This is a genomic window from Mesorhizobium sp. M0522, assembly GCF_040321085.1.
Classification (GTDB): Bacteria; Pseudomonadota; Alphaproteobacteria; order Rhizobiales; family Rhizobiaceae; genus Mesorhizobium.
The window spans coordinates 273,541-297,311 of sequence record NZ_JAMYQW010000001.1; the positions used below are offsets into that span (position 1 = coordinate 273,541).

A 23,771-nucleotide genomic window follows, 5' to 3' on the forward strand; every position below is an offset into this window, starting at 1 on the left:
ATATGGCCGACGACACCGACAGTCCCGAACTCGACACCGAAGCCGCCGAACAGTGGCAGCTGATCAACACGCCGCTCGGCGAAAAATGGTCGGGCCGCACCCGCTATGCCGCGGCCATGTTCTTCTACAAACGCGGCGAGATGAACGCCGAGACGCTCGAGGTCTACCGCATCTGCGCACGCCTGGATTCGACGGATCCGCTGCCGATCATCCGTGATCGCGGCATTGGCCAGGACTGGCTTAAACGCATGGGTTTCGAATAGTCCGCCCCCAAAACGCGTTCCGGTCAAGCCGGCATCACCCGCTTAGCCGATGGTCCTTTCCAGCATGCCTAGCCAGTTGCGATAGGCGATCTTCTCGATCAGCGCGCGCCCGAAGCCGCGTGCCGCGAATGCGTCGAGCAGTCTTGGCAGGCCGGCAACATCGCCTATCACGGCCGGGATCATGGCGCCGTCGAAATCCGAGCCTAGGCCGACGCCGTCTTCGCCCAGCGCCTGCAGCAGCGAATCGACATGGCGCACCATGACGTCGAGGCCGGTGTCGGCGTTCATCCTGCCGTCCTCGCGCAGGAACCCGGTGGCGAAGTTCAGCCCGACCATGCCGCCGGAGTCGCGGATCGCGCCGAGCTGCCATTCGGTGAGGTTGCGCGAATGGCCGCAGATCGCGTGCACGTTGGAATGGGTCGCGACCAGCGGTGCGTCGCTGATCTCGACGACGTCGCGGAAACCTTTTTCGTTGAGATGCGAAAGATCGATCATGATCTTCAGCTGGTTGCAGGCTTTCACCAGCGCCTTGCCGGCATCGGTCAGCCCCGCCCCTGTATCGGGCGATGACGGGAAACGGAACGGCACGCCGTGGCCGAAGGCATTGGGACGGCTCCAGACGATACCGAGCGAGCGCAGGCCGGCTGCGTGGAGAACGTCGAGCAGGGTGAGCTCAGGGTCGATCGCCTCGACCCCTTCGATATGGAAGACCGCCGCGATCGAGCCTTGCGCCATCGCCTTCCTCACATCGCCGGCGCTGCGGCATACAGTAAGTGCCGAAGCCCGCTCCAGCCTGAACAGGATCGAGGCCATCGCTACGGTGGAGTTGAGCGCATCGGCGCGCGGAATCTCGGGTGGCAAGGGCTCGCTGTCGCTCGGCGCCAGCGGCACCGCGCCGCGTTTGGATTTCTCGACAGGCGGCGGGAAGATCGCGAACATGCCGCCGGCAAACCCGCCTTTCTTCGCGCGCGGCAGGTCGATGTGGCCACCTGGCGTCCCCTCGACGAACAGCTTTTCGACGTCCGCATCCTTCGACTGGTAGAGCCGGAGCAGCGTGTCGTTGTGGCCGTCGAAGACGGGAACGAGATCGGATTCGGTCATGGAGGGCCATTCGGTTGAAGTGGTCGGGCCGCGGATGGCGAGCCGGTTGCTGGCAATACTTAGGCAAGGTTGGCGCTCTGCGCAAATCCCGCATGTTGCCCCTTGCGTTTGTACGCCTCCGATAGCCAAAGGGGCACGCGGTAAAGCCGCGCACCCCTTCTCCTGTCATTCATCGAGGGGCTGTGCTTACCGCTTCAGCACGTCCGCCCATTCCGGATGGCGGCGGAATTGGGCATTGGCGAACGGGCAAAGCGGGATGATCGTCTTGCCCGCCGCGCGTGCATCCTCGACGGCACGGGTGACCAGGCGAAGCCCCGCGCCCTGGCCGCGAAATGCATCCGGCACTTCGGTATGGTCGATGATGATCTGGTGCTCGCCGATCTTGGTGAAGGTCATCTCCGCCTCGGCGCCGCCCGGCCCACGCAGGAGATAGCGGCCCTTCGAACCGCGGTCCTCCAGTTCGATCTCCGGCAATAGGTCAGACATGGCTTGCGGTCCTTTCGTCCGGCGCAAGGGCGAACAGTCGCCGCGCCGCCTCGATCTCGGTCGGCCGCACCTCATGGCCGCCGTCATGCCACTCGACTGTGACATCGGCGCCATCGGCGCGCAAATAGGCTTCAAGCCGCGCCGTCAAATCAGGCGAACAGATCGGGTCCCGCCTGCCGGCGGTGACCAGGATGCGGCTGCCGCCAAGGCTGCCCTTGACCTCCGGCTCGAACGGGATCAGCGGATGCATCAGCACCGTTGCGTCGAACAGCGACGGTTCGGCAAACAGCACCGAGGCCAGGATGTTGGCGCCGTTGGAGTAACCGAGGCCGAGCACCGAAGATGGCCTTGCCGTCTCGACATGTGCCTTGACGAAGCCGGCCATCTTGTCCGTCGCTCGCGTGATGTCGCCCATATCGTAAACGCCCTCGCCGGTCCGGCGGAAGAAGCGTGCGGCGCCTTGTTCCGAGACATCGCCGCGCGGAGCGACGACCGTCGCTTGCGGCGCAAGATCGCGCCCAAGCGACAGAAGCTGGGCCTCGTCGCCGCCGGTGCCATGGAAGACGAAGAGCAGCGGTCCGCCCGGCGAACCGGGCAGCACTTTGTGAATATACGAATCCTTGCTCATGACGTCGCCCTCAGTCTTCCAGTTTCTGCAGATGCTGCTCGAGATAGGGCCGCAAATGCTGGTGTTGCGACGGCAGCTTCAGCGCCTCGCCAAGGTGGGCGGTATCCTCGTCGCGGTCGAAGCCCGGCTCGTTGGTGGCGACTTCGAACAGCACGCCGCCCGGTGTGCGGAAGTAGATCGCCCAGAAATAATCGCGGTCGATCACCGGCGTCACCTGATAACCTGTATCGAGCAGCGCCTTGCGCACTTCGAGCTGCTTGGCGCGGTTCTCGACGGCGAAAGCGACATGGTGGACCGAGCCGGCGCCGAGATTGGCGAAGCCGGCCCCTGGCAGCGATTCGATATCGACGACGTCGGCGCCGTTGCCGTTCCTCACCGCCAGCCGCCTGACGTTGCCGGACTTGTCGACCTCCTCATAACCCATGAATTTCAGCAGCTCTTCGGTGGCGCCGCCATCTTTCAGCCTGAGCGACACCGAGTGAAAGCCGCGGATCGCCTCGTCGGTGGGAATGCCACCCTTGGCCCATGGCGCACGGTTGTCCGCTCTGTCCTCGACCAGCGCAAACCCGTCGCCGTCGGGACCGGCGAAGACAAGACGCTTCTCGCCGAACGTCTCCTCGCCGGACAGCCCAGTGACACCTTGCTCGGCAAACCGTTTCTCCCAATAACCGAGCGTGCCCTCGGGCACCGAGTAAGCGGTGGTACCGACTTCGCCGACTCCATGGCGGCCTTTGCCGATGTTCGGGAAGGGGAAATAGGTCATCACCGAGCCGGGCGTGCCGACCTCGTCGCCGTAATAGAGGTGGTAGACGTCGGGTGCGTCGAAATTGACTGTTTTCTTGACCCGGCGCAGGCCGAGCGTGCCGGTGAAGAATTCGTTGTTCTGGCGCGCATCGCTGGCCATCGAGGTAACGTGATGCAGGCCCTTGACCTGGTCGAGCATGTTTCTGCTCCTTCCCTTGTGCTGGTGCGGCCCTTGCCGCTGTCCACGCAAATATGAGCATCCGCCTCCTGGCCGCAAAGGCGGCAAACACAGAATGGACTGTGCTGTTAAAGTGAACGACGAAGCAGGTTTTGTTCACCATTCGGCAAACTGGACCGGCTTGCATACTCGCCGAAATTGCGCTCCATGAGCGACGCATGTAGCCAGCATGAGGATACAGCGGTTGAGTGGAAAACGCCCCAATATTCTCCTGATCACCTGCGACCAATGGCGGGGCGACTGCCTATCGGCTGCTGGCCACAAGGTGGTAAGGACACCGAATGCCGACGCGCTGGCTGCCGAGGGCGTTTTGTTCCAGAAGCACTATGGCGGCGCCGCACCTTGCTCGCCGGCGCGCGCCTGCCTCTACACCGGCCTCTACCAGATGAACAATCGTGTCTGCCGCAACGGCACGCCGCTCGACGCCCGCCACGGCAACATAGCCCTCTGGGCACGCGCCCTCGGCTATGATCCGGCGCTGTTCGGTTATACCGACATGGCGCGCGACCCGCGCACGCTGGCGCCTGGCGACCCGCAGCTGAAAAGCTATGAAGGCGTGCTGCCCGGCTTCACCGTGCGCCAGCTTCTGCCCGAGCACCAGAAGCCCTGGCTGTCATGGCTCAAGGCGCGCGGCGTCGATGCCGGCGCCGGCTCCCCCGCCATTCACCGCCCGGCGGGCGAAATCCTGGAAAACGACGGCGCGATCAGCAACGGTCCGCCAATCTATTCGAAGGACGAGACGCCGTCGGCCTTCCTGGCCGGCGAATTCATCCGCTGGCTCGGCGAGCAGGAGCGCGATGCCCCGTGGTTCGCGCATCTTTCCTTCATCAGCCCCCACCCGCCCTTCATCGTGCCGGCGCCTTACAACGCCATGTACGATCCGGCCATCGGTCCAGCTTTTGACCGCGCGGAAAGCTGGCAGGCCGAAGCAGCAAGCCACCCTTATCTCGCCTATGAACTTGACCGGCAGGAACGGTCGAAATTCCGTCCCGGCTCGGAGGGCAAGGTGCGCGACTGGGGCGACGACAATTTTCGCCGCATCCGGGCGCTCTATTACGGCATGATCTCGGAGGTCGACGCGCAGCTTGGCCGCGTCTGGCAAGCGGTCAAGGCGGCCGATGCATGGGACGACACCGTCATCGTGCTGACCTCCGACCACGCCGAGATGATGGGCGACCATTTCATGCTGGGCAAGGGCGGCTTCTTCGACTGCAGCTTCCATATTCCGCTGATCATTCGCGATCCGCGCCGCCGCAAGGCTGCCGGCAGCAGCGTCGACCGCTTCACCGAGGCGGTGGATTTGGCGCCGACCTTGCTTGAGCTCACTGGGCTCGAGCTCACTGGCGGCGAAGTGCTGCCGCATCTCGACGGCCGCTCGCTGGCGCCTTTCCTGGACGCAACGGAGCCGGACAATTGGCGCGATGCGGCGCATTGGGAGTTCGATTTCCGCTCGATCGCGGATGGTGATGCCGAACGGTATTTCGGCGTCGGTCCGCGCCAGTGCAATCTCGCCGTCGTTCGCACGCAAAAATTCAAATATGTGCATTTCGGCGGAGGCCTGCCGCCCTTGCTCTTCGACCTGGAGAAGGATGCGCGCGAGTTGACCAATGTCGCTGACGACCCAGCCTATCTGCTGGCACGGCTGGAATTTGCCGAGAAGTTGCTCGCCTGGCGGGCCGAGCATCTCGACCAGTCTTTGGCGCTCGCCGAATTGACGGACAATGGCGTTGCCGGCCATGTCGCCGGCTTCCCCTCGAGATAAGCAAAGCCCGCGCCGTTGCCGGCGCGGGCTTCTCTGTCGGCCTGTGCGCAGCTTAGCGCATGATCATGCGCTGTTTCTCGCGATTTTGCGCATAGCTGGCCTTGTCATAGGGGGCCTGCGCCTCAAGCTGCTCCTTGGTGAAGTTCGTGTAGAGATAGCGCTTGCCGTTCTTGTCGGTCATGAATTTCAGGTTGTCCATGCCGACCGCCACCTCCTTCTCGCCGATGCCAAGGAAGCCGCCGACGTCGATGATGACTGCGTCGACCTTCTTGTCGCCGCCCAGCACGATATCGCCGATCTCGCCGACGTTGACATCGTTGGCGCCGTAGACGGTTGTTCCGACCAGATCCTCGGCCCGGATTTCGCCTATCGGCATTTCAGTCAGTGTCGACTTGTCGATCGACCCGGTCTTGGTCTGGTCTGCCGTCGTTGCGGGCGCTGGGGCATTTTGAGCCGTCTTACTGGCCTGGTCAGTGTTGTTGGTCGTCGCAGTGTTATCGGTCGTGGCAGTGTTGCTGGCCGTCACAGTAGGCGTGACGACGGCTGGCGCATTAGCCGCGGCATCGTTCGACGCTGTGGTCGCCGGGGCCGGATCATAGGGCTTGCGGTCGAAATCCGGCTGCGCCGTCAGCTCTTCCTTGGTGGTTTGGGCAACCAGCCAGCGATCGCCGTTCCTCTCGGCCCACTGCGCCTTGTCGAAATCATAGGCGACGTTCTTTTCACCTATGCCGAGGAAGCCGCCGACACCGATGACCAGCGATTGCGCCTTGGCTTCCTTGTTGATGACGATGTCGTTTACGTCGCCGATGTTCTGGGCGTCGTCGCCGGTACCGTTGTAGACGGTCTCGCCGATGATATTGGTGGCAAGATTGCCTTCCGCGCGCTTCACGACCGGAGCGGGGTTGTTACCGGCCGGCGCCGCCGGGGCGTTCTGCGCCGTATCGGTGGAGGTCGACGGAGCGGCAGGAGCCGTAGCCGTGGTGTCTGTCGCCGCAGGCGCCGGATCATAGGGCTTGCGGTCGAAATCCGGATGAGCCGTCAGCTCATCCTTCGTCGTTTGCGCTATCAGCCAGCGATCGCCATTTCTTTCGGCCCATTGCATCTTGCTGAAGTCGAAGGCGACGTTCTTGGTCCCAATGCCGAGGAACCCGCCGACGCCGATGACGATGGATTTTACCTGGCCGCGTTCGTCGAAGACGACATCGGTGACCTTGCCGATATTCTCTGCATTGTCGCCGGTGCCGTTATAAACCGACTCGCCGATGATATTGGTGACAAGACTGCCCTCGGCGCGTTGCACCGGAGCGGCTGGAGCGGAATTCTCTACGGCGGGTGCTTGCGCCGGCGCCGGGGTCGTCGCCGATTGCGCAAATGCACCCGTCGCAATCAATGTTGCGACTGCTGTCGTGGTTAAAAGGGTGCGGATCATCTTAGTGTCTCCTCGTCGGTGATTTCGTGCACGCCGTGCCCGCATAGCGTCGCTGCGGGCGCAGCGTCTTCTGCATGTTCACAACGTTGTGACCACACTGTTGTTCCGAAAAAAGCCGTGGCGCACCCGGTGCCATGTCGAAGGTTCTCGGATTCGCCACGCTGGTCGAAAGGAACATTTTCTCGGCCGCCCCGTTCCACTCCCGGCTGGGACCCCGTCCCGGCCGGATAGGTGTTGGAAAAATGGAGCGGCCATGCGGTTTGCAGCGGTGCTGAACAAGGACGGCGGCACCCTGCGCACCATCGATCTTGAGGCCTTCGCCGGCCGGATCCGCGGTACGCTTGAGGCTGCTGGTCACTCGATCGATATCGACATCGCCGCCGGCAAGGATATCGTCGCCACGCTGGACGACATAGCTTCCAGGCGCGGCATCGACGTCGTGCTGGCTGGCGGCGGCGACGGAACCATTTCGGCCGCGGCAGCCCGTTTGATGAATGGGGAGAAGGCGCTGGCAATTCTGCCGGCTGGCACAATGAACCTTTTTGCGCGCGGCCTCGGTATTCCGCAGACCCTCGATGCGGCACTGAAATCGTTTGCCGACGGCGAGGTGATGGCGATTGACATTGCAACAGCCAACGGCCGGCCTTTCGTGCATCAATTCTCGATCGGCATGCACGCCAGGATGGTGCAACTGCGCCAGAAGATGGAATTCGGCTCGCGGTTGGGGAAGATGCGCGCCTCGGTGCGAGCCGCTTGGGCGACGATCAACAATCCACCGGCGATGAACGTAACGCTGACGATCGGCGAGGCCGAGATCAGAACCCGGATCACCGGTATCGGCATCACCAACAATCTGTTTGGCGAGGGCCACCTGCCCTATGCCGATAATCCGGCAGGCGGCGTGCTGGGCATCTATGTCACCGTGGCGCGGCGGCGCGGCGAGTTGATCAGGTTCCTCTTTGACGTCGCCCGTGGCAAATGGCGCGGCAACGAGCATGTCGAAATTCATCAGGCAAACCGCGCCGTTTTGACAATCCATTCGAGGAACAGGAAAGTTCAGGCCGTCATGGACGGCGAACTGGTAAAGCTCGATCGCGAGACGACCGTCGAAATCCATCCGCGCGCGTTGAATGTTCTCGTCCCTGCGCGCGCCGCCGAGGCAAAGGTTGCCTGACGTGGGATGCGTGATGTGGGGTTGTGTGATGCAAACTGGCGCGAGCGATGGAGAGAACCTAGCCGCTGGGCGTGTTGCCCTGTTCGGTCTTCGGCGTCTCGATCATCCAGCCGTAGATTTCGGCGACGCCCCAGGCGATAAAAGCCAGCAACAGCGCGGCGATCAGGATACGAAGGACATGCCGACCCCGCCGCCCTTGACGGGCTTTGTTTTCAGGAATGGTTTTTGGCATTGTCTGGCTCCATATTTGGCGCCGGCAGGCGTAACTGGCGGGGCGTTGGCTGGTAACGGTCCCCCGCCGCGAAAGTTCCGGCTCTGCAAGGCGGCAGACGGGCCGGTTGGCCTGACCAATCAGCGGAGCCGGCCACCGGGGGCATAGTGGACGACAATAGCCAGAACACGCCGGGCCTGCCGGCCGATATTCGCCGTGTGGTGGGCGCCGCGGACCGTCTTGCCGTGCTGCACGGCCTCGACACGCTGGACGGGGCTGCCGACCCTGATTTCGATCGTATCGGCGGTCTTGCCGCTTCGGCGATGCAAACGTCTGTCGCACTGATCACGCTGGTCGATGCCGAGCGGCAGTGGTTCAAGTCCTGTATCGGCCTCGACGAGACCGAAACCGCAACCGAGACATCGTTCTGCGCCTATACCATCGCAGCCGGCAACGTGCCGATGGTGGTGGCCGACGCGGCGGCGGATCCGCGGTTCAAAGCCAATCCGCTGGTCACCGGCGAGCATCATATCCGCTTTTACGCAGGCGTGCCCATCGTAATCGACGGCGCGCTGATCGGCACGCTGTGCGTGCTCGACCGGAAGCCGCACGCACGTCCCTCCTCTGTCCAGCTCGACCACCTGTCGGCGCTGGCCGGCCTTGCCGCCAGCCTGTTCACGCTGAAGGATGCAACCCGCAGTGCGGCGATTGCCAAGGCAGCACTGGTTCGAGAGGAAAAGCGGCGCGCTATCGCGCTCGACGCGGCTTCGCTTGCCAGCTGGGCATGGGATATCCGCAGCGATATGATCGACTGCGATGTCCTGCTGTCCGAATTATTCAACCTGCCGAAATCGAACAGGCTGAGGGCGCGCGACATCCTGACCGCCATCGACCCGCGCGACGTTCACCAGACCGAAACACGCTTTCGCGACGCGCTGACCGGCAGCGACGATTATTTTGGCGAATACCGTGTCAAAGGCCTCGATCCGCCGCGATGGATCGCAACGCGCGGCCGCGTCATAGAACGCGACGGCGAGGGCAAGCCAACGCTTATCTTCGGCGTCAACTACGACATTACCGAACGCAAACTTGGCGACGAACGTCAACGGCTGTTGCTGCGCGAGCTCAATCACCGCGTCAAGAACACTTTGGCAACCGTACAGGCGCTGGCGACGCAGACCGTTCGCCATGCCCGCCAGCCAAGCGAATTCCTCGAAGCCTTCAGCGCCAGGCTGCAGGCACTGGGCGTTGCGCACAGCCTGCTGTCGGACCGCGAGTGGCGCGGTATCGGCATCCGCGAGCTGGTGGAGATCGAGCTAAAGCCGTTCCAAGCCGCCGGACAATCGCGCATGGCGATCTCCGGCGCCGATGTCCTGCTCTCACCCGACCAGGCAGTCGGGCTCGGGCTGATCCTGCATGAACTGGCAAGCAACGCACTGCAATACGGGTCGCTCTCGGTTTCCTCCGGAAAGGTCGATCTCGATTGGAGGGTACAAGGCAGGAAGGGCGCACGGCGTCTGTTGCTGGCCTGGCGTGAAAGCGGCGGCCCGCGGGTTGCGCCGCCCGAACGCCATGGCTTCGGCTCGATCCTGATCCGCCGCAGCCTGGCCAAGGTCATTTCCAGCGAGGTGACCCATGAATTCCGGCCGGACGGCGTGGTCGCCGAAATATCGATTCCGCTCGAAGATTTGTGAGGCCAGCATTTTGCGACCGGCGCCGGAATCGTTTGCCCCGAACTATCCCCTCCGAACTATTCCCGTTTGCCGGTATCCGGATCATCGGAGCCGCGCTTCACGTTCTCGCGGTAGATAGCGTAGGCGGCGAGTGCTATCGCCGGGCCGAGAATCGCGCCCAGTCCGGCCTTCCCCGGGCCACCTTTGCCCTTGAGCAGCGCCGGCAGCACGGCGAGTGCCGCAGTGATGCCGATAGCCTTCATGTCGGCGTTGCGTCGCTTCGCCCGGCGCCTGGCGCGCGAGCCGGCCGACATCCGGTAGACGAGCAGGATGAGACCGGCGATTGCGAGAAAGCCGATCCCGAAGCTCAGGGAAGCTGCCATCGGCCCATAGCGGGCCGCCGTCCAGATATAGGCCGCCCCGACGAGGAAGCCGAGGCCGCACAGCGCCGCGAGCGCTGCGATCGAATAGACAATCGCAGCGACGCGTGCGCGTTGCACCGCCGCAATGGTTTCGCCCGAGGCGAGGCCCGAGATCAGCGATGCAAGCATTCCCATGCGTGCAGAACTAACGGCGCGCGAGAAGCGCGAAGAGGAATCCGACGCCTGCGGCGATCGCCAGCGAAGTCACCGGTTTTTCGCGCATATGCGCTATCATCTGCGCCTCGATATCCCTGGCGTTGCTGCGCAGGCTGTCGAAGGCTGCCTCGCCCTGGGTTCGCAACTGCTCGACGCTTTCGGCGGCGGCTCGCCGTGCTGCCCCGTAGCCATGTTCGCCAGTTTTGGCCAACAGCTTGGTAAGTTGGTCGATGTCGGCCTTCAATTGTGCGATGTCGGCCTCAATATCGGAATTCGTGCGGGCTTCGTTCGCGGCCTTTCCTGCGGCAGTCGCCATTGCTTCACTCTCCATGCTTTTGCTCGGTCGAAACGCCCGACAGACCCCAAGGTTCCGGCACGAACCTCTTCTAACCCTATCTCCGGCAGCGCGCGTTGCAAATGCCTTGCACGGGCCGAGGCCGACGCATCCGCGCCGGCACGTCTTTTTTAAATGACAGCATGCCAAATAACGATCATGACTTCCCCCGTTTCACGTTAGAGACGCATTTAAGGAGATATTGCTGCGTGCGCGCATCACTTGAGGGTTTGCGGATTCTTATCCTGGAAGATGAGTTCCTGATTGCCATGGATATCGAGCAGCTTTGCCGCGACTACGGCGCGCTCGATGTGGTCATCGCCCGTGATCTGACTGAGATCGAACAGCAAGACGTTGCCGCGCAGTTCGATGTGGCCATCGTCGACCTCATGCTGAGCGGCGTTTCGACGCTCCAATTTGCTTCGCGGCTGCGTGAAGCGGGCATCCCGTTCGTCTTCGCCTCGGGCTATTCGGATACCGACGAGATCAAGAAATCCTTTCCCGGCGTCAGGCTGGTCACCAAGCCCTATTCGGGAGACGATCTCGTCGAGGCAGTGGTAACGGCCTGCAGGCGCACGCCTCTTCGCTGAGGCGCGGAGCGGTTCGAACACGCCGGCGCTTCACGCAGCAGTCGACCCAGTTACCTGAGCCGAAATTGCGTCCGGGCCATACTCGTCTTCACCGGAGATCTTCAGGATTTCCTGCAGCCGTGTGCGGGCGCGGCTGACGCGGCTCTTGATCGTTCCGACGGCGCAGCCGCAGATCTCGGCCGCTTCCTCGTAGGAGAAGCCCGACGCGCCGATGAGGATAATGGCTTCGCGCTGGTCTTCTGGCAGCAACTCGAGCGCGCCGCGAAAGTCTTCGAGGTCAAGCTGGCCGTGCTGGGCCGGGTGAACGGCAAGCCTGGCCGTCATGACGCCATCACTGTCCTGCACCTCGCGGCCGCGCTTGCGCATCTGCGAATAGAATTCGTTGCGCAAGATCGTGAACAGCCATGCCTTCAGGTTGGTGCCGGGCTGGAAGCTTTCATGCTTGTCCCAGGCCTTGACCAATGTTTCCTGCACCAGGTCGTCGGCCTTGTCGGCGTTTTGCGTCAGCGACACGGCAAAAGCCCGCAGGCTCGGGATCGAGCCGAGCAAGTCGGTCTTGAAGCCCTGGGAGACGGCCGCCATGCCTCAGTCCTTCTTTTGTACAGGTTCGGCCTTTTCCAACTGGCTGAGCAGTTGGGCGAAGCGATCCGGCACATTGTCGGAGACCAGCTCGTCATAGTATTGTTTGAGTTTGCGGCCGATTTCCGAGTTCGGCCCAAGCGGGTCGCGGGAAGCAGCCCGGCGCCCGTTGCCAACGCCACCCATGGTAGCTTTCGTCATGTTCTTCATTTCGCCCTTTTGTCCCAGCCTTAAGCCGCCCTTCAACACATAACGCAATGCAAGCGGCAGCCTCGTCTGGTTGCCCAACCCGCCTTTAAACGCCAGCCTCACATATTAGTTCCGCACGATTGGAACCTTTTTCAAGGAGCCAGCGTTTCAATAGCTAGGCTTGCAAACCGTTTTTAGCTGTAACATGCAATCACGTCATATGAGGGAGACGTCCACTATGAGCCTATCAGCAACCATCGCTCCGCACCTGCCGTTCCTGCGCCGCTTCTCGCGCGCCGTATCCGGATCGCAAGAGAGCGGCGACGCGCTGGTCGCCGCAATGCTCGAGGCCATCATTGCCGATGTCGACATCTTTCCGGACGCATCGAACGACCGTATCGCGCTCTACAAGGTCTTTGCCAAGCTCTTCACCTCGGTGGCCATTCGCGTTCCGCAGGAGCATGCCCAGTCGGCATGGGAACAGCGCGCCGCGGCCAATCTGAATGCAATTGCGCCTCGTCCCCGCCAAGCCTTTCTGCTGGTTGCGGTCGAAGGCTTCAGCGAAGACGAGGCGGCGGAGATTCTCGACGTCGACGAACAGCAATTCTCCGAACTTCTCGCGCAGGCGAGCAACGAGATCTCCCGTCAGGTGGCAACCGACGTGCTGATCATCGAGGATGAGCCGCTGATCGCCATGGATATCGAGGAAATGGTCGAAAGCCTCGGCCACCGCGTCGTCGGAACGGCGCGCACCCACGCCGAGGCGGTGGCGATGTTCGGCAAGGCGCGGCCAAAGATGGTGCTTGCCGATATCCAGCTTGCCGACGGAAGTTCGGGCATAGCGGCCGTCAATGAGATCCTGTCGTCGACCTCGGTACCGGTGATCTTCATCACCGCCTTTCCCGAGCGCCTGCTCACCGGCGAGCGGCCGGAACCGGCTTTCCTGGTTACCAAGCCGTTCAATCCGGACATGGTCAAGGCTCTTATCAGTCAGGCCCTGTTCTTTGACCGGCACGCGAAAGCCGCGGCATGAAACAGCGGACGGCCGAACTGCGGCCGCCGAGACAGCCGCTCTCTCGGATCAGATGGGCGTGACGCCGGCTCAATTCACTGGCAACCAACTGGGGCAACCAACTGGACCTTTCCACACACCGCGGCAATTCGGGCCCTGAAGATTTTCAGCATCGTCTTTTTCGGAAAATGGTGGAACAAACGGAGGCGAATCACGTTTTCACCGCAGCATTGGAAGGAGATCGATCATGCTTTACTGGGCGCTCGTATTTCTCGTCGTGGCGATTATCGCCGGTGCGCTTGGTTTCGGCGGCATCGCTGGCACCTCGGCCGGCATAGCGCAGATATTGTTCTTCATCTTTCTCGCCTTCCTGATCATATCGCTTATTGCCGGCCTGATCAGACGAGCGTGAATGCCAAGCGGCCATTCAAGCGAACACTGGAAGCCGCACCCCTCAAACGGTTTCCAGCCACCGCCGGGCAGTGTCCTCCAACGGGATGCCGCTCGGCGGACCGCTTTTTAAGGCTTGATACGAACCTCCTCCTTTTGGAACCCATTTTTCCGCGAACCGTTCAGCCCGACATGGGTTGAGCAAATTGACCGATGCGTTCCAGAGTCGGAAAAATGAAAGACCGCGGCCAGAGTGATGAGATCATCGCTTTGCATCCCGCCGAAAGCGGGATGCAGCTTGGCCGGGCCCTTCTCCATGCACTGCACAATGCCGGGATTTCCGTCCTGTACCAGGATCGCGAGATGAAGACGGTGTGGGCGCGCAACATGCGCGCGCCCTGGACTTCCGATGCCTCCGACAACACCGGCATCTTGCCGCCGGCGCAGGCAGAGCGTATCGGCGCCGCCAAGCACGACGTCATCGTCTCCGGCAATCCTCAACATCTTGAACTCAGCGTGCCGGCCGATGACGGCGCCCGCTGGTTTCAGGTGTGGATAGACGCCGACCGCAGCGAGACCGGCGCGGTGCAGGGCGTCGTGACCACCATGGTCGAAACAACCGAGCAGAAACGCCGGGAGCAGACGTTGAAGGCGCTGCTGCGCGAAGTCAGTCATCGCTCCAAGAACCTTTTGGCCATCATCCAGAGTATCGCCACCCAGACGGGCCGTTATTCCGGCAGCATTGACGATTTCCTGACGCGCTTCCGCGGCCGATTGCAGTCGCTGGCCTCCTCGCAGGATTTGGTTACGTCATCCAACTGGCGGGGAGCGGCGCTGCGCGAGCTGGTTTCCGGTCAGGTCGGCAGGTACGGCGCGGATCCCTTGCACAGCCTACGCTTCCGCGGCGCAAATCCATATCTCAACCCCAATGCCGCCTTGCACATCGGCTTGGCCATGCATGAGCTCGCCGTCAATTCGGTCAGCTATGGCGCACTGTCGCGCAGCGACGGTTTCGTCGAGGTGACGGCCGATCTGACGGCAGCTTCCGCTGGCGAGCCTGCGCTGTCGCTGACATGGGCCGAAGTGATCGGAGCCAACGACAATCAGCGCAGTGAGAAGCGTTTTGGCAGCGTCGCGCTCGAACGCGTCGTGCCCACTTCATTGAATGGAACGGCGACACTTGAGATCACCGGGAACCGCCTCGAATACCGCCTTGTCGTTCCTCACGGCAATTTCGAGACGGATTAACGAGCGGCGGTCGCCGCGCGAAGGCTTGCTGCGCATCGCCATCTTTAACCGACTGTTCACCATAAAGTCCGATCCTGTGCGAACGTGTCGATCCACCGGATTGAGTTTGGCACAAAATGAAGGGAATGGGCCTTGACGGCTGCCGACTTGAACAGACTGGAACAGGCCGCTCGCGTCTCGATGGGCGGTTTTCAGGATCCCGACGCGTCCGCAGCGCCCGCGCCTCGTGCTTCGCCCCTCCGCTTCGCCGCTATCGCGCTTATGGCCGCGATCGTCCTGACCGCCGCGTCCCAACTGATCTGAATCGAACTCGCCTCTGCTTGATCGCTTTGAAACCACTGCCCGAGTGCTCGGCCGTGCCCGTTCGCGGTCACCGACCTGCCGGGCCAGGCCCAACATGTCGTCGCCAGATGCCTTGCCGTCGATCCGGTGCTCGAGGACGACTATGACAGGATCGTCTGGAACGTGCGTCCCAGCGGCACGCTCGATGCGTCCTTGGAGATTTCCGGGTTCGTGGTAGCATCGAACGGCGCACGCCCCGAAAAAGACTATCTTAATCAACAATGAAATCGTGCGGGCAAAGGCCGTACTTTCATGCTAAATGGCGGCTGGAGCTTATTAAAGTGAGGACAAAAGTGAGGATGACTCCATGCGGAAGATGATTATTGCCATGGTTGCCGTGGTTGCGGTCAGCGGCTGCACCACCACGGAAGAGAACGTGGGTATCGGCACTGTGGGCGGCGCGCTCATTGGTGGCGCTGTCGGCGGCGGCAAGGGCGCTTTGATCGGCGCCGGCGCTGGTGCGATTGGCGGTCTGCTCGTTCGCCGTCTGCAAAATGGCTACTGCCAATACAGAGATCGTCACGGCCGGATTTACACAGCTCGCTGCAACTAGTTTCGAGCTCCAGGCGAACAGCAAACGCGGAGGCAGGCCACCTGTCTCCGCGTTTGCCCTTTTAGAGCGCTGTTGCGACGCGGCCCACGAGACGGCGTTTCAGGCCGGCAGCGGAACCTTGATTTCCACGTTCAAGCCATCTTCGCGAAAATCGCGCCTGATTGTGCCACGCAATTCGCGCGTGACGTTGAGATCGATCAGTCTGGTGCCAAAACCGCTCTTTGCCGGTGTCTCGAGCTTCTTCTGACCGGCCTCGCGCCAGTTGAGAGCCAATGTCCGGGTGCCGCTACGGGCGTCGAGCGACCAGTCGACCTTCAGCGCACCGACTGAATTGCCGGCTTCGCCATGCTTCAGCGCATTCGTCGCCAGTTCGTGAAAGACGAGGCCGAGTGCCTGCGTCGTCTTTTCATCGAGAAGAACCTGCGGTCCCGACAGCAGCCCTTCAGGAAGCTCGCTGCCGAACACCTGGCCTAGCTCGATGCGCAGCAGGTCGCCGAGATCGGCTTTCTGCCAGCGTGAGCGCGTCAGCATGTCCTGGGAAGCCGCCATCGCCTGCAGCCGGGCCGAGAAAGAAGCCGAGAATTCCTGGACGTCGGTCGTGTGCGATGCTGTCTGGCGCGCGATTGCCAGCACCCGCGTGATCGAGTTCTTGATGCGATGCTTCATCTCCTGCAGCATCAGGTCTTTTTCCAGCAGGCTCTTTTCGGTCGTTTCGTGAAGCAGCGAGACCGCCTCATAGGCCCGCTCCTGATAGCGGGCCACCAGCGCGATGGCGCCCGCAAGCAGCAGTCCGAACAATCCGAGCATCACCGGGATGGCGCGCGAGGAAGGTTGCGAGAAAGCACTTGTCGGCCTGAACAGGACGACCCACGGCCGGCCGGCGACGGTGATCTTGCGGGTGACCAGCAGCCTGTCGCCGAGGCTCGAAACAGGCGGCGTTTCCGATTGGAACAGCAGGTTGTCGCTGTCCACCGTGCCGTCATAGATCTCGGTGTTGACCGGCAGCAATGGTGCCCGGCTGAGCGCAGCCTGGAACAGATCACGGGCGCGGAAGGCCGCATAAAGGAAGCCGGCAGTCGAGGATCTCGTCGCGTTCACGGCGTCCGGCGCGGTTTCGACATTGAGCCGGACGAAGACGAGGAACCCGGTAAAGGTCTGCGCGGCACCCGTATCCTTGCCGAACTGCACGAGCCCGCTGGCGTGCTGCTGGTCGTCGGTCATCGCCTTTTCGATCGCCTCGCGCCGCGCCGGCCCGGTGAACATGTCGTAGCCGATGCTGGATTTGTTGGACGGATCCAGCGGTTCGAACAGCACGATGGGCGTACGCCACGGTAAGTTCGTGTCGGGATAGATCGGATGGCTTGCGCCGTGATCGTGCAGGATGTCGCGCTCGACCGCCGCCTCGTTGCCAGTTTTCGCCAGGCGAAGGAAACCGATGCCGCGCAGGCCGGCGAAATTATTCTCGATGTCGAGCGCGTTGAAGAAGGCCTTGAACTCGCCCTGCGAGATACCGCCATTGCGTGCGTCGAACAGCGCCCGGGTCGAACGCAGCAGCGACAGGTCCAGGTCGATGCGGCTTTCGATCCGGTTAAGCGCGTCGTCTGCCGTCGCCTCGAATTTAATGCGGGCCGCCTCCTGGGTGGCAAAATAGGCAAAACCCGCCATCGTCAGGCTGATCAGCGCGACGGCGATAAAAGCGACGGTCGGAAAAAGCTTCTTCAATTGCTGATACGTCCCGTGGACGGTTCGGCATCTTTATGGGCAAGTCCTGACGCCAACACAATGGCGAGGCCAATGCATGGTGACGGCTGGCACATTTTGGCGGCTTGTGATTAGCCGGCTAATTCTCGTTCATGCGGCGATCTTCAGCGCGCCCGGCCCCGGAATGGCGCCGGGTGGGCACTTGCCGAGGATGATCATGCCGAGCACCTCGTCCTGGGTGACGTCGGTTGTGCGCGTCGTTCCGACAACCCGACCGTTCTTCATGACGCAGACACGGTCGGCAAGCTCGAACACGTCGTGAATATCATGGCTGATCAGGAAGATGCCGATGCCGTCGGACTTGAGCTGCCTGACCAGTTCGCCGACCTGCGCCGTCTCTTGCGGCCCGAGTGCCGCCGTCGGCTCGTCCATGATCAGGATGCGAGCATTGAACAGGATGGCGCGGGCGATCGCCACCGACTGCCGCTGGCCGCCCGAAAGCTTTACCACCGGCTCCTTGAAGCGTTGGAAACGCGGATTGAGCCTGCCCATCACCTTGCGCGCCTCGGCCTCCATGGCGACGTCGTCGAGCGTACCCCAGCCGGTCATCAGCTCGCGGCCGAGAAACAGGTTGGCGGCCGCATCGACATTGTCGGCCAGCGCCAGCGTCTGGTAGATCGTCTCGATGCCGTACTTCTTGGCGTCGCGGGGATTGGAGATCGAAGCTTCCTCGCCGTTGACGAAAATCTGGCCCGCATCGCGCTTGTAGGCGCCGGACAGGATTTTTATCAACGTCGATTTGCCGGCACCGTTGTGACCGAGCAAAGCCATCACCTCGCCCGGGAAAAGGTCGACAGAGGCATCGTCGACGGCGCGAATGCCGCCGAAAGCGATGGAGATGTTGCGCATGTCGATCAGCGGCGTGGGAGCGGTTTTGTCTGCCATGCTCGTCCTTCCTCCCTATAGATCCTGCTTGAGCATCAAGTTGTACGAAAACCGGTTTCCACCTTGCGGGATCATGCTCAGACCCGTTTGCGATAGACGGTATCGAGCCACACCGCGACCACCAGCACGGCTCCGACAACGATGCTCTGCAGCGGCGAATCGATGCCGAGCAGCACCATACCGGACTGCAGCGACTGCATCAAAAGCGCGCCGAGCATGGCGCCGAGCACTGTGCCGGAGCCGCCGGCGAGCGACGTGCCGCCGATCACCGCCGCCGCGATGACCAGGAGCTCGTCCAGCGTGCCCAGCGCATTGGTCGACGAGTTCTGCCTGGCTGACGAGATCGCTGCGGCGATCGTCGCCAGCACGCCCATGATCATGAACACCTTCATGGTCACCCAGCGCGTGTTGATACCGGCAAGGTTGGCTGCTTCCGGATTGCCGCCGATGGCGAAGACATAGCGGCCGAAACGGGTACGCTTGGCGATGAAGGTCATGATCAGCCCTACGGCTACAGCCATCAGCACGGGTATGGCGATGCCATGGGCGATGAACAGCCCGCCTTCGGGAACGGTTATATTGTTGGCCGCCGCATATCTGTTCACGATGCCGACCGGCCAAGGATAGGAATTGGCAAGCCATATGGCGCCCATGATGACAAGGCAAGTGACGGCCCCGAGGAACGTCTCGGCCCAGATCGGGCGTAACGGGAAGCGGAACCGCTTGCGCTGCACCCGCCCGTTGAGCAGCATGAACACAACCGCCAGGCACGCGACAATTCCGACGATCCAGCTCCATCGCGCACCGATCGAACCCGTCGGTCCGCCGCCCATCAGCTGGAAAGTGGCATCCAGCGGCGCAATCGTCTGCCCACTGGCGACCCACCATGCGGCACCCCGCCAGACCAGAAGGCCGCCCAGCGTCACGATGAAGGCCGGCACCTCGAGATAAGCGATGATGTATCCCTGGAACGCTCCGATCAGAAGGCCAAGCGCGAGGCCGATGGCCAGCGCCAGGATCCAGATCCAGGGGTTGCCTAATTGCAGACCGACCATTCGCACCAGGAAATGCACCTGCGCAAAACCCATGACCACGCCGATCAGGCCTTCGGCGGAGCCGACCGACAGGTCGATATTGCGCATGACGATAACCAGCACCATTCCGGCGGCCATTATGGCCACGGCCGAAGTCTGCACCGACAGGTTCCAGAGATTGCGTGGCGTCAGGAAGGTCCGGCTGTCGAAGTCGAACGGATTGACGCCGAGCCGTACGCTAGAAATGACATGCAGGCCGACCCAGATGACCAGCAGCGCGCCGACCATGCCGAGCATGCGCGTGTCGAGTTCGGTTGCCTTGAGAAATCGGGCAACAATGCCGAGTTCGGATTCCCGTGCCCGGTCTGTCGTGCTGTCGACCGGCGTGTTGGACGTCGTGTCGGTCATGATGTTTCTCCCGCCGGGTTGCCGTCTGCCGCGGATGCCGGAAGCAGCCTAGAAGTTATCCGCCGGAAGCGGAAAAACAACTCTTGTTGGAAAAACGCCGCGGCGAGCGGCCGCGGCGTTCGGACTTTTCGGAAACGTCGGCTCAGTTGCAGACTGCAACAGTGCCAGCCGTCACCCCGGCGCAGACCTCTTCTTTCTTGATCCAGCCGGCGTCGATGACGACGTTGAGGTTGTCCTTGGTGATGGCGACCGGGGTCAGGAACAGCGACTTGACGGTATTGCCGCCGGGCGTGGTGAAATCCTTCACGCCGGCAATGTCGGTCATCTGCTTGCCGTCGGCCAGTTGCGAGGCGATCTCGGCGGCATTCTTGCCGAGCTCGCGCGCATCCTTCCACACCGACACGGTCTGTGTGCCGAGCGCGATGCGGTTCAGCGCGGCGTGGTCGCCGTCCTGGCCCGAAACCGGAACCGATCCGGCCAGCCCTTGCGCCGTCAGCGCGGCGACGACGCCGCCGGCAGTGCCGTCATTAGCGGCGACCACGGCATCGACCTTGTTGTCGTTGGCGGTCAGGAACTGTTCCATGTTCTTCTGAGCGTTGGCCGGCAGCCAGCCGTCCGTATAGGCCTCGCCGACATTCTTGATCTTGCCGCCGTCAATGGCCTCCTTCAGCACCTCCATCGAACCGGCAAACAGGAAATCGGCATTCGGATCGGAACCCGAACCCTTGATGAAGACGTAGTTGCCTTCCGGCTTCACCTTGAAGACTTCGCGGGCCTGCATGCGGCCGACTTCCTTGTTGTCGAAGGTCAGATAGAACACGTCCTTGTTCTCGATCAGCCGGTCATAGCCGACGACCGGGATGCCTTCGTCCAGTGCCTTCTGCACGGCCGGCCCGATGGCCGAGGCGTCCTGCGCCAGGATGATCAGTGCGCTGGCGCCCTGCGAGATCAGGCTCTCGACGTCGGTGAGCTGCTTGCCGGGGTTGGACTGTGCGTCGGCGGAAATATACTTGTCGCCTGCGGCCTCAATGGCCGCCTTCATTGCGGCCTCGTCGGTCTTCCAGCGCTCTTCCTGGAAGTTCGACCAGGAAACGCCGATGACCTTGTCTTTAGCCTGCGCCACCGACGCCAGCGCCAGCGTCATGGCGACACCCGCCAGAATGGCGGTCGTGAATTTCTTCATCATATCCTCCCTGCGCCGCGTACGGCGTGACCAATTGGCTCAAAGACCAGCTTAGAAGCTCTAATTTTTTCGAGCCTCGAAAAAATACTGGCCCGATCTCCGGCTGCTGTCAACATCGATTCTGATGGATTTTGATGACTCTGCGAGTTTTTTCGAGCGTCGGAATAAACGATGACAGCGCAACCTGCATCTGACACTATTTGCCTGCGTCCGACACTATTTGTCGGACATTACCGACGGCTTCCGGTTCATGAGCGGCCGCGGCAACCGGGAGGAAAGCAAAACAATGTCGGTCGGAATCCGCCATGACGATTTGCGCCGGCGCAACCGGGCGATGGTGATCTCGGCGGTGCGCCGGGCCGGCCAGCCATCGCGTACTGAGATCGCAGCTACTACCGGCCTCAGTCATTCGACCATATCGGCGATCTCTTCCGACCTGATACGGGAAGGCATCCTCGCCGAGAGCAAGGCAAGTGAGCCCGTTTCGTTGAAACGCGGTCGTCCGCAGGTCGGCCTCGCCCTCAACCCGGAAGCGGCGGCGGTGCTGACCGTGGTGTTGTCGCTGAATTTCCTGTCGGCCGCCATTATCGACTATACGGGACAGGTGGTCGCCGAGGAACAGCGCCGGCTGGACACGCTGACCATGCCGCGCGACGAGCTGATCCGTGAATGCATGGCCATCGTCCGGCGCCGGCTGCAGGATCCAGACCTTGACGTCCGCAGTGTCGCCCGCATCGCCCTGGCGATTCAGGGCATTACCGACTCCCCTGCACGCGCCATGCTGTGGTCGCCGATCACGCCGCAGACCGACATCGCCTTTGCCGACATGCTGGAGGACGAATTCGGCATCCCGGCAACGGTGGAGAACGACTGCAACATGATGGCGGTGGCTTTGCGCTGGCGCAATCCGGATCGCTATCGCGACGACTTCATCGCCATCCTGCTTTCGCATGGCATCGGCATGGGGCTGGTGCTGAAGGGCGAACTGTTCACCGGGACGCATTCCTCGGGTGGCGAATTTGGCCACATGATCCATCGTCCGGGCGGCGCGCTCTGCCGTTGCGGGCGGCGCGGCTGCATCGAGGCCTATGCCGGCAACTACGCCATCTGGCGCAACGCCAGGCAGATGAGCGAAGAAAGCGAACCGATCGCCGACGTCAGCGACGCCGACATGCGAGCACTGGCGGCCCGGGCGCGCGAGAAAGATGGGCCGGAACGCGAGGCCTACCGCAAGGCCGGCGAAGCGCTGGGTTTCGGTCTCGGCTCGCTGTTCGCGCTGATCGATCCGGCACCGGTCGCGATGGTCGGCGCCAGTGCCGCCGCCTTCGATCTGATCGAGCCGGCCTTGCGGAAGGCAATCGCCCAGACCGCCGGCGGCCAGCATTCGGGCTCGATCTCCTTCGATACAGAGCCGAACGAATTGCCGCTGATCCGCGAAGGCTGCGCGATGCGGGCGCTAAGCTTCGTCGACCAGGAGATTTTCGCGCCGGGCGCGCAAATGAGGCCCAGCGTCAGAAAGAACGTAGCCTGACCAGGCGGGTCAATCTTCCCTGATCGCATAGCCGGCACCGCGGATGGTGCGGATGACATCCGGCATCCGGCCGTTGTTGACGGCTTTGCGCAGCCGCCCGACATGCACGTCGACGGTGCGTTCGTCGATGTAGATTGTCTCGCCCCAGACATTATCGAGTAACTGGCTGCGCGAGAAGACACGGCCCGGATGCCGCATCATGAACTCGAGCAGCCGGAATTCGGTCGGCCCGAGCCTGATTTCGCTCTTCTTGCGATAGACCCTGTGCGATTCGCGATCGAGCACGATGTCGCCGACCTTCAGCACGCTGGACAGCACTTCCGGCTTGGCGCGCCGCAGCAGCGCCTTGACCCTGGCCATGAATTCCGGTGTCGAAAACGGTTTGACCAGATAGTCGTCGGCGCCGGTCGAAAGCCCGCGCACCCGGTCGCTCTCCTCGCCGCGCGCGGTCAGCATGATGATCGGCAGCCGCTCGGTTTCGGGGCGCACCCGCAACCGACGACAGAGCTCGATGCCGGAAACCGCTGGTATCATCCAGTCGAGCACCAAAAGGTCGGGCACATTCTCCTGCAAACGGATCTCGGCTTCGTCGCCGCGTGTCACCACCTCGACCTGGTAGCCTTCGGATTCGAGATTGTAGCGGAGCAGCACACCCAACGGCTCCTCGTCCTCCACCACCATTATGCGTGGTGCGATCATCGGCTGGGCACCCCCATCATGTCACCGGTGCGGACATTGTCGTTTCGTCCTGCTTCGGACGATTGACCGGCAATTGCTCGCCGGTCAGCACATAATACGCATTTTCGGCGATGTTGGTGACATGGTCGCCGATCCGCTCCAGATTCTTGGCGCAGAACAGCAGGTGCGTGCAAGCGGTGATGTTGCGCGGATCTTCCATCATGTAGGTCAAGAGCTCGCGGAACACGGACGTGTATTTGACGTCGATGCGCTCGTCGGCGGCACGCAGCTTGGCCAACGCGGCCGCATCGCCTGCAGCATATTCCTCGATGACACCCTGCACCTGGATGAGAACCAGCTGCGCCATCGCGTCGATGGAATGCGACAGGTCCCGCGGCGTGGCGCTGAGGCCGACCGCACTCACGCGCTTGGCGATATTCTTGGCAAGGTCGCCGATGCGTTCGAGGTCGCCCGCCATGCGGATCGCTCCGACCACATGGCGAAGATCGTGGGCCATCGGCTGGCGTTTGGCGATCAGGGTGATGGCGCGGTCGTCCAGTTCGCGTTGACGCGCATCCATGATGGCGTCGTCGGAAACGACGCGTTGCGCCAGCACGTTGTCGGAATTCAACAGGGCCTTGGTCGCCCCGCCGACCATCGAACCGGCGAGGTCGGCCATGTCGCGGATCAGCTTGCTGATCTGCTCGAGATCCTCGTCGAAAGAAGCGACTGTGTGTTCGCCCATGGTCCTGTCCTCATATGCATGA

The 23,771-nt window shown here is 62.3% G+C and carries 27 protein-coding genes; 11 read left to right on the forward strand and 16 right to left on the reverse strand.

The genetic code is table 11. The annotated features are described in order from the left end of the window. Positions 1-2: 2 nt before the first annotated feature. The gene (locus NKI58_RS01355; protein ID WP_023678557.1) at positions 3-263 is read left to right on the forward strand and encodes a hypothetical protein; all 261 of its coding nucleotides are present in this window, start codon (positions 3-5) and stop codon (positions 261-263) included. Between the two features lie 42 nt (positions 264-305). On the opposite strand, the gene NKI58_RS01360 is transcribed toward NKI58_RS01355, so the two are convergent. The 4 genes from NKI58_RS01360 to NKI58_RS01375 all read right to left on the reverse strand — a co-directional run bounded on the left by NKI58_RS01360 (position 306) and on the right by NKI58_RS01375 (position 3,421). Next, positions 306-1,364 (reverse strand): dipeptidase, encoded by a 1,059-nt coding sequence (locus tag NKI58_RS01360; protein WP_023678556.1) that lies wholly within the window; start codon positions 1,362-1,364, stop codon positions 306-308. 186 nt (positions 1,365-1,550) lie between these two features. Next, on the reverse strand, positions 1,551-1,850 hold the full coding sequence (locus NKI58_RS01365; protein ID WP_352476216.1) for a GNAT family N-acetyltransferase: 300 nt from the start codon (positions 1,848-1,850) through the stop codon (positions 1,551-1,553). Continuing rightward, on the reverse strand, positions 1,843-2,478 hold the full coding sequence (locus NKI58_RS01370; protein WP_352570630.1) for an alpha/beta hydrolase: 636 nt from the start codon (positions 2,476-2,478) through the stop codon (positions 1,843-1,845). Before NKI58_RS01370 ends, NKI58_RS01365 begins: the two co-directional genes overlap by 8 nt. Positions 2,479-2,488: 10 nt before the next feature. Next, a complete protein-coding gene (locus tag NKI58_RS01375; protein ID WP_352783242.1) occupies positions 2,489-3,421 on the reverse strand; it encodes a VOC family protein in 933 nt (310 codons plus the stop codon). Positions 3,422-3,629: 208 nt separating this feature from the next. On the opposite strand from NKI58_RS01375, the gene NKI58_RS01380 reads away from it, so the two are divergent. Beyond that, complete coding sequence (locus NKI58_RS01380; RefSeq protein WP_352783240.1) at positions 3,630-5,222, forward strand: alkaline phosphatase family protein; 1,593 nt, start codon at positions 3,630-3,632, stop codon at positions 5,220-5,222. A gap of 52 nt (positions 5,223-5,274) precedes the next feature. Here the strand turns inward: NKI58_RS01380 and NKI58_RS01385 are convergent, their stop codons facing one another. Further along, positions 5,275-6,651 carry a PRC-barrel domain-containing protein gene (locus tag NKI58_RS01385; protein ID WP_352451156.1) on the reverse strand — a complete coding sequence of 459 codons (1,377 nt, stop codon included), beginning with the start codon at positions 6,649-6,651 and terminating at the stop codon, positions 5,275-5,277. A gap of 253 nt (positions 6,652-6,904) precedes the next feature. On the opposite strand from NKI58_RS01385, the gene NKI58_RS01390 reads away from it, so the two are divergent. After that, the gene (locus NKI58_RS01390) at positions 6,905-7,825 is read left to right on the forward strand and encodes a diacylglycerol/lipid kinase family protein (protein ID WP_352457969.1); all 921 of its coding nucleotides are present in this window, start codon (positions 6,905-6,907) and stop codon (positions 7,823-7,825) included. Positions 7,826-7,883: 58 nt separating this feature from the next. On the opposite strand, the gene NKI58_RS01395 is transcribed toward NKI58_RS01390, so the two are convergent. Then, positions 7,884-8,057 (reverse strand): hypothetical protein, encoded by a 174-nt coding sequence (locus NKI58_RS01395; RefSeq protein ID WP_292659198.1) that lies wholly within the window; start codon positions 8,055-8,057, stop codon positions 7,884-7,886. 146 nt (positions 8,058-8,203) lie between these two features. Here NKI58_RS01395 and NKI58_RS01400 point away from each other — a divergent pair, with 146 nt between their 5' ends. Further along, positions 8,204-9,730, forward strand: coding sequence for a sensor histidine kinase (locus tag NKI58_RS01400; RefSeq protein WP_352589812.1), 1,527 nt, complete (start codon positions 8,204-8,206; stop codon positions 9,728-9,730). Between the two features lie 56 nt (positions 9,731-9,786). Here the strand turns inward: NKI58_RS01400 and NKI58_RS01405 are convergent, their stop codons facing one another. Together NKI58_RS01405 and NKI58_RS01410 are read right to left on the reverse strand one after the other, a co-directional pair. Beyond that, positions 9,787-10,266 carry a hypothetical protein gene (locus NKI58_RS01405; RefSeq protein WP_352589815.1) on the reverse strand — a complete coding sequence of 160 codons (480 nt, stop codon included), beginning with the start codon at positions 10,264-10,266 and terminating at the stop codon, positions 9,787-9,789. 10 nt (positions 10,267-10,276) lie between these two features. Then, positions 10,277-10,603 (reverse strand): ElaB/YgaM/YqjD family protein, encoded by a 327-nt coding sequence (locus NKI58_RS01410; protein WP_023678546.1) that lies wholly within the window; start codon positions 10,601-10,603, stop codon positions 10,277-10,279. Between the two features lie 227 nt (positions 10,604-10,830). Here NKI58_RS01410 and NKI58_RS01415 point away from each other — a divergent pair, with 227 nt between their 5' ends. Continuing rightward, a complete protein-coding gene (locus tag NKI58_RS01415) occupies positions 10,831-11,211 on the forward strand; it encodes a response regulator (protein ID WP_352589818.1) in 381 nt (126 codons plus the stop codon). A gap of 30 nt (positions 11,212-11,241) precedes the next feature. Here the strand turns inward: NKI58_RS01415 and NKI58_RS01420 are convergent, their stop codons facing one another. After that, the gene (locus NKI58_RS01420; protein WP_023678544.1) at positions 11,242-11,793 is read right to left on the reverse strand and encodes a sigma-70 family RNA polymerase sigma factor; all 552 of its coding nucleotides are present in this window, start codon (positions 11,791-11,793) and stop codon (positions 11,242-11,244) included. A 3-nt stretch (positions 11,794-11,796) separates the two neighbouring features. Further along, on the reverse strand, positions 11,797-12,000 hold the full coding sequence (locus NKI58_RS01425; RefSeq protein ID WP_023678543.1) for a NepR family anti-sigma factor: 204 nt from the start codon (positions 11,998-12,000) through the stop codon (positions 11,797-11,799). Positions 12,001-12,217: 217 nt separating this feature from the next. Here NKI58_RS01425 and NKI58_RS01430 point away from each other — a divergent pair, with 217 nt between their 5' ends. The 5 genes from NKI58_RS01430 (at position 12,218) to NKI58_RS01450 (ending at position 15,524) form a co-directional block, all read left to right on the forward strand. Beyond that, on the forward strand, positions 12,218-13,012 hold the full coding sequence (locus NKI58_RS01430; protein WP_352451151.1) for a response regulator: 795 nt from the start codon (positions 12,218-12,220) through the stop codon (positions 13,010-13,012). Positions 13,013-13,238: 226 nt separating this feature from the next. Further along, positions 13,239-13,403 (forward strand): DUF1328 domain-containing protein, encoded by a 165-nt coding sequence (locus NKI58_RS01435; RefSeq protein WP_023678541.1) that lies wholly within the window; start codon positions 13,239-13,241, stop codon positions 13,401-13,403. Between the two features lie 191 nt (positions 13,404-13,594). Beyond that, a complete protein-coding gene (locus NKI58_RS01440; RefSeq protein ID WP_352574835.1) occupies positions 13,595-14,629 on the forward strand; it encodes a sensor histidine kinase in 1,035 nt (344 codons plus the stop codon). 132 nt (positions 14,630-14,761) lie between these two features. Then, positions 14,762-14,932 carry a hypothetical protein gene (locus tag NKI58_RS01445; protein WP_352480855.1) on the forward strand — a complete coding sequence of 57 codons (171 nt, stop codon included), beginning with the start codon at positions 14,762-14,764 and terminating at the stop codon, positions 14,930-14,932. A 346-nt stretch (positions 14,933-15,278) separates the two neighbouring features. Further along, positions 15,279-15,524, forward strand: coding sequence for a YMGG-like glycine zipper-containing protein (locus NKI58_RS01450; RefSeq protein ID WP_006328050.1), 246 nt, complete (start codon positions 15,279-15,281; stop codon positions 15,522-15,524). A 99-nt stretch (positions 15,525-15,623) separates the two neighbouring features. Here the strand turns inward: NKI58_RS01450 and NKI58_RS01455 are convergent, their stop codons facing one another. The 4 genes from NKI58_RS01455 to xylF form a co-directional block, all read right to left on the reverse strand. Then, positions 15,624-17,246: a CHASE domain-containing protein gene (locus NKI58_RS01455; RefSeq protein WP_352480856.1), complete on the reverse strand. Its 1,623-nt coding sequence runs from the start codon at positions 17,244-17,246 to the stop codon at positions 15,624-15,626. A 129-nt stretch (positions 17,247-17,375) separates the two neighbouring features. Further along, positions 17,376-18,170, reverse strand: a complete 795-nt coding sequence (locus NKI58_RS01460) for an ATP-binding cassette domain-containing protein (protein WP_352480857.1) — start codon at positions 18,168-18,170, stop codon at positions 17,376-17,378. A 77-nt stretch (positions 18,171-18,247) separates the two neighbouring features. Next, a complete protein-coding gene (locus NKI58_RS01465; protein WP_352574833.1) occupies positions 18,248-19,612 on the reverse strand; it encodes a sugar ABC transporter permease in 1,365 nt (454 codons plus the stop codon). A gap of 142 nt (positions 19,613-19,754) precedes the next feature. Then, positions 19,755-20,795, reverse strand: coding sequence for a D-xylose ABC transporter substrate-binding protein (gene xylF / locus NKI58_RS01470; protein ID WP_352480859.1), 1,041 nt, complete (start codon positions 20,793-20,795; stop codon positions 19,755-19,757). A 286-nt stretch (positions 20,796-21,081) separates the two neighbouring features. Between xylF and NKI58_RS01475 the strand changes: the two genes are divergently transcribed. Beyond that, positions 21,082-22,326 (forward strand): ROK family protein, encoded by a 1,245-nt coding sequence (locus NKI58_RS01475; RefSeq protein ID WP_352480860.1) that lies wholly within the window; start codon positions 21,082-21,084, stop codon positions 22,324-22,326. Positions 22,327-22,335: 9 nt separating this feature from the next. Here NKI58_RS01475 and phoB read toward each other — a convergent pair whose 3' ends face one another. Both phoB and phoU read right to left on the reverse strand, forming a co-directional pair. Continuing rightward, complete coding sequence (gene phoB / locus NKI58_RS01480) at positions 22,336-23,025, reverse strand: phosphate regulon transcriptional regulator PhoB (RefSeq protein WP_031212149.1); 690 nt, start codon at positions 23,023-23,025, stop codon at positions 22,336-22,338. A gap of 16 nt (positions 23,026-23,041) precedes the next feature. After that, positions 23,042-23,749 (reverse strand): phosphate signaling complex protein PhoU, encoded by a 708-nt coding sequence (phoU, locus tag NKI58_RS01485; RefSeq protein WP_023678534.1) that lies wholly within the window; start codon positions 23,747-23,749, stop codon positions 23,042-23,044. Between the last annotated feature and the right edge of the window lie 22 nt (positions 23,750-23,771).

Excerpts from the sequence above, each read along its gene's own strand:
- NKI58_RS01355 (WP_023678557.1), top strand. The coding sequence starts at position 3 with ATGGCCGACGACACCGACAGTCCCGAACTCGACACCGAAGCCGCCGAA.
- NKI58_RS01360 (WP_023678556.1), bottom strand. The coding sequence starts at position 1,364 with ATGACCGAATCCGATCTCGTTCCCGTCTTCGACGGCCACAACGACACG.
- NKI58_RS01365 (WP_352476216.1), bottom strand. The coding sequence starts at position 1,850 with ATGTCTGACCTATTGCCGGAGATCGAACTGGAGGACCGCGGTTCGAAG.
- NKI58_RS01370 (WP_352570630.1), bottom strand. The coding sequence starts at position 2,478 with ATGAGCAAGGATTCGTATATTCACAAAGTGCTGCCCGGTTCGCCGGGC.
- NKI58_RS01375 (WP_352783242.1), bottom strand. The coding sequence starts at position 3,421 with ATGCTCGACCAGGTCAAGGGCCTGCATCACGTTACCTCGATGGCCAGC.
- NKI58_RS01380 (WP_352783240.1), top strand. The coding sequence starts at position 3,630 with ATGAGGATACAGCGGTTGAGTGGAAAACGCCCCAATATTCTCCTGATC.
- NKI58_RS01385 (WP_352451156.1), bottom strand. The coding sequence starts at position 6,651 with ATGATCCGCACCCTTTTAACCACGACAGCAGTCGCAACATTGATTGCG.
- NKI58_RS01390 (WP_352457969.1), top strand. The coding sequence starts at position 6,905 with ATGCGGTTTGCAGCGGTGCTGAACAAGGACGGCGGCACCCTGCGCACC.
- NKI58_RS01395 (WP_292659198.1), bottom strand. The coding sequence starts at position 8,057 with ATGCCAAAAACCATTCCTGAAAACAAAGCCCGTCAAGGGCGGCGGGGT.
- NKI58_RS01405 (WP_352589815.1), bottom strand. The coding sequence starts at position 10,266 with ATGGGAATGCTTGCATCGCTGATCTCGGGCCTCGCCTCGGGCGAAACC.
- NKI58_RS01410 (WP_023678546.1), bottom strand. The coding sequence starts at position 10,603 with ATGGCGACTGCCGCAGGAAAGGCCGCGAACGAAGCCCGCACGAATTCC.
- NKI58_RS01420 (WP_023678544.1), bottom strand. The coding sequence starts at position 11,793 with ATGGCGGCCGTCTCCCAGGGCTTCAAGACCGACTTGCTCGGCTCGATC.
- NKI58_RS01425 (WP_023678543.1), bottom strand. The coding sequence starts at position 12,000 with ATGAAGAACATGACGAAAGCTACCATGGGTGGCGTTGGCAACGGGCGC.
- NKI58_RS01430 (WP_352451151.1), top strand. The coding sequence starts at position 12,218 with ATGAGCCTATCAGCAACCATCGCTCCGCACCTGCCGTTCCTGCGCCGC.
- NKI58_RS01435 (WP_023678541.1), top strand. The coding sequence starts at position 13,239 with ATGCTTTACTGGGCGCTCGTATTTCTCGTCGTGGCGATTATCGCCGGT.
- NKI58_RS01440 (WP_352574835.1), top strand. The coding sequence starts at position 13,595 with ATGCGTTCCAGAGTCGGAAAAATGAAAGACCGCGGCCAGAGTGATGAG.
- NKI58_RS01450 (WP_006328050.1), top strand. The coding sequence starts at position 15,279 with ATGCGGAAGATGATTATTGCCATGGTTGCCGTGGTTGCGGTCAGCGGC.
- NKI58_RS01460 (WP_352480857.1), bottom strand. The coding sequence starts at position 18,170 with ATGGCAGACAAAACCGCTCCCACGCCGCTGATCGACATGCGCAACATC.
- NKI58_RS01465 (WP_352574833.1), bottom strand. The coding sequence starts at position 19,612 with ATGACCGACACGACGTCCAACACGCCGGTCGACAGCACGACAGACCGG.
- xylF (WP_352480859.1), bottom strand. The coding sequence starts at position 20,795 with ATGAAGAAATTCACGACCGCCATTCTGGCGGGTGTCGCCATGACGCTG.
- NKI58_RS01475 (WP_352480860.1), top strand. The coding sequence starts at position 21,082 with ATGTCGGTCGGAATCCGCCATGACGATTTGCGCCGGCGCAACCGGGCG.
- phoB (WP_031212149.1), bottom strand. The coding sequence starts at position 23,025 with ATGATCGCACCACGCATAATGGTGGTGGAGGACGAGGAGCCGTTGGGT.
- phoU (WP_023678534.1), bottom strand. The coding sequence starts at position 23,749 with ATGGGCGAACACACAGTCGCTTCTTTCGACGAGGATCTCGAGCAGATC.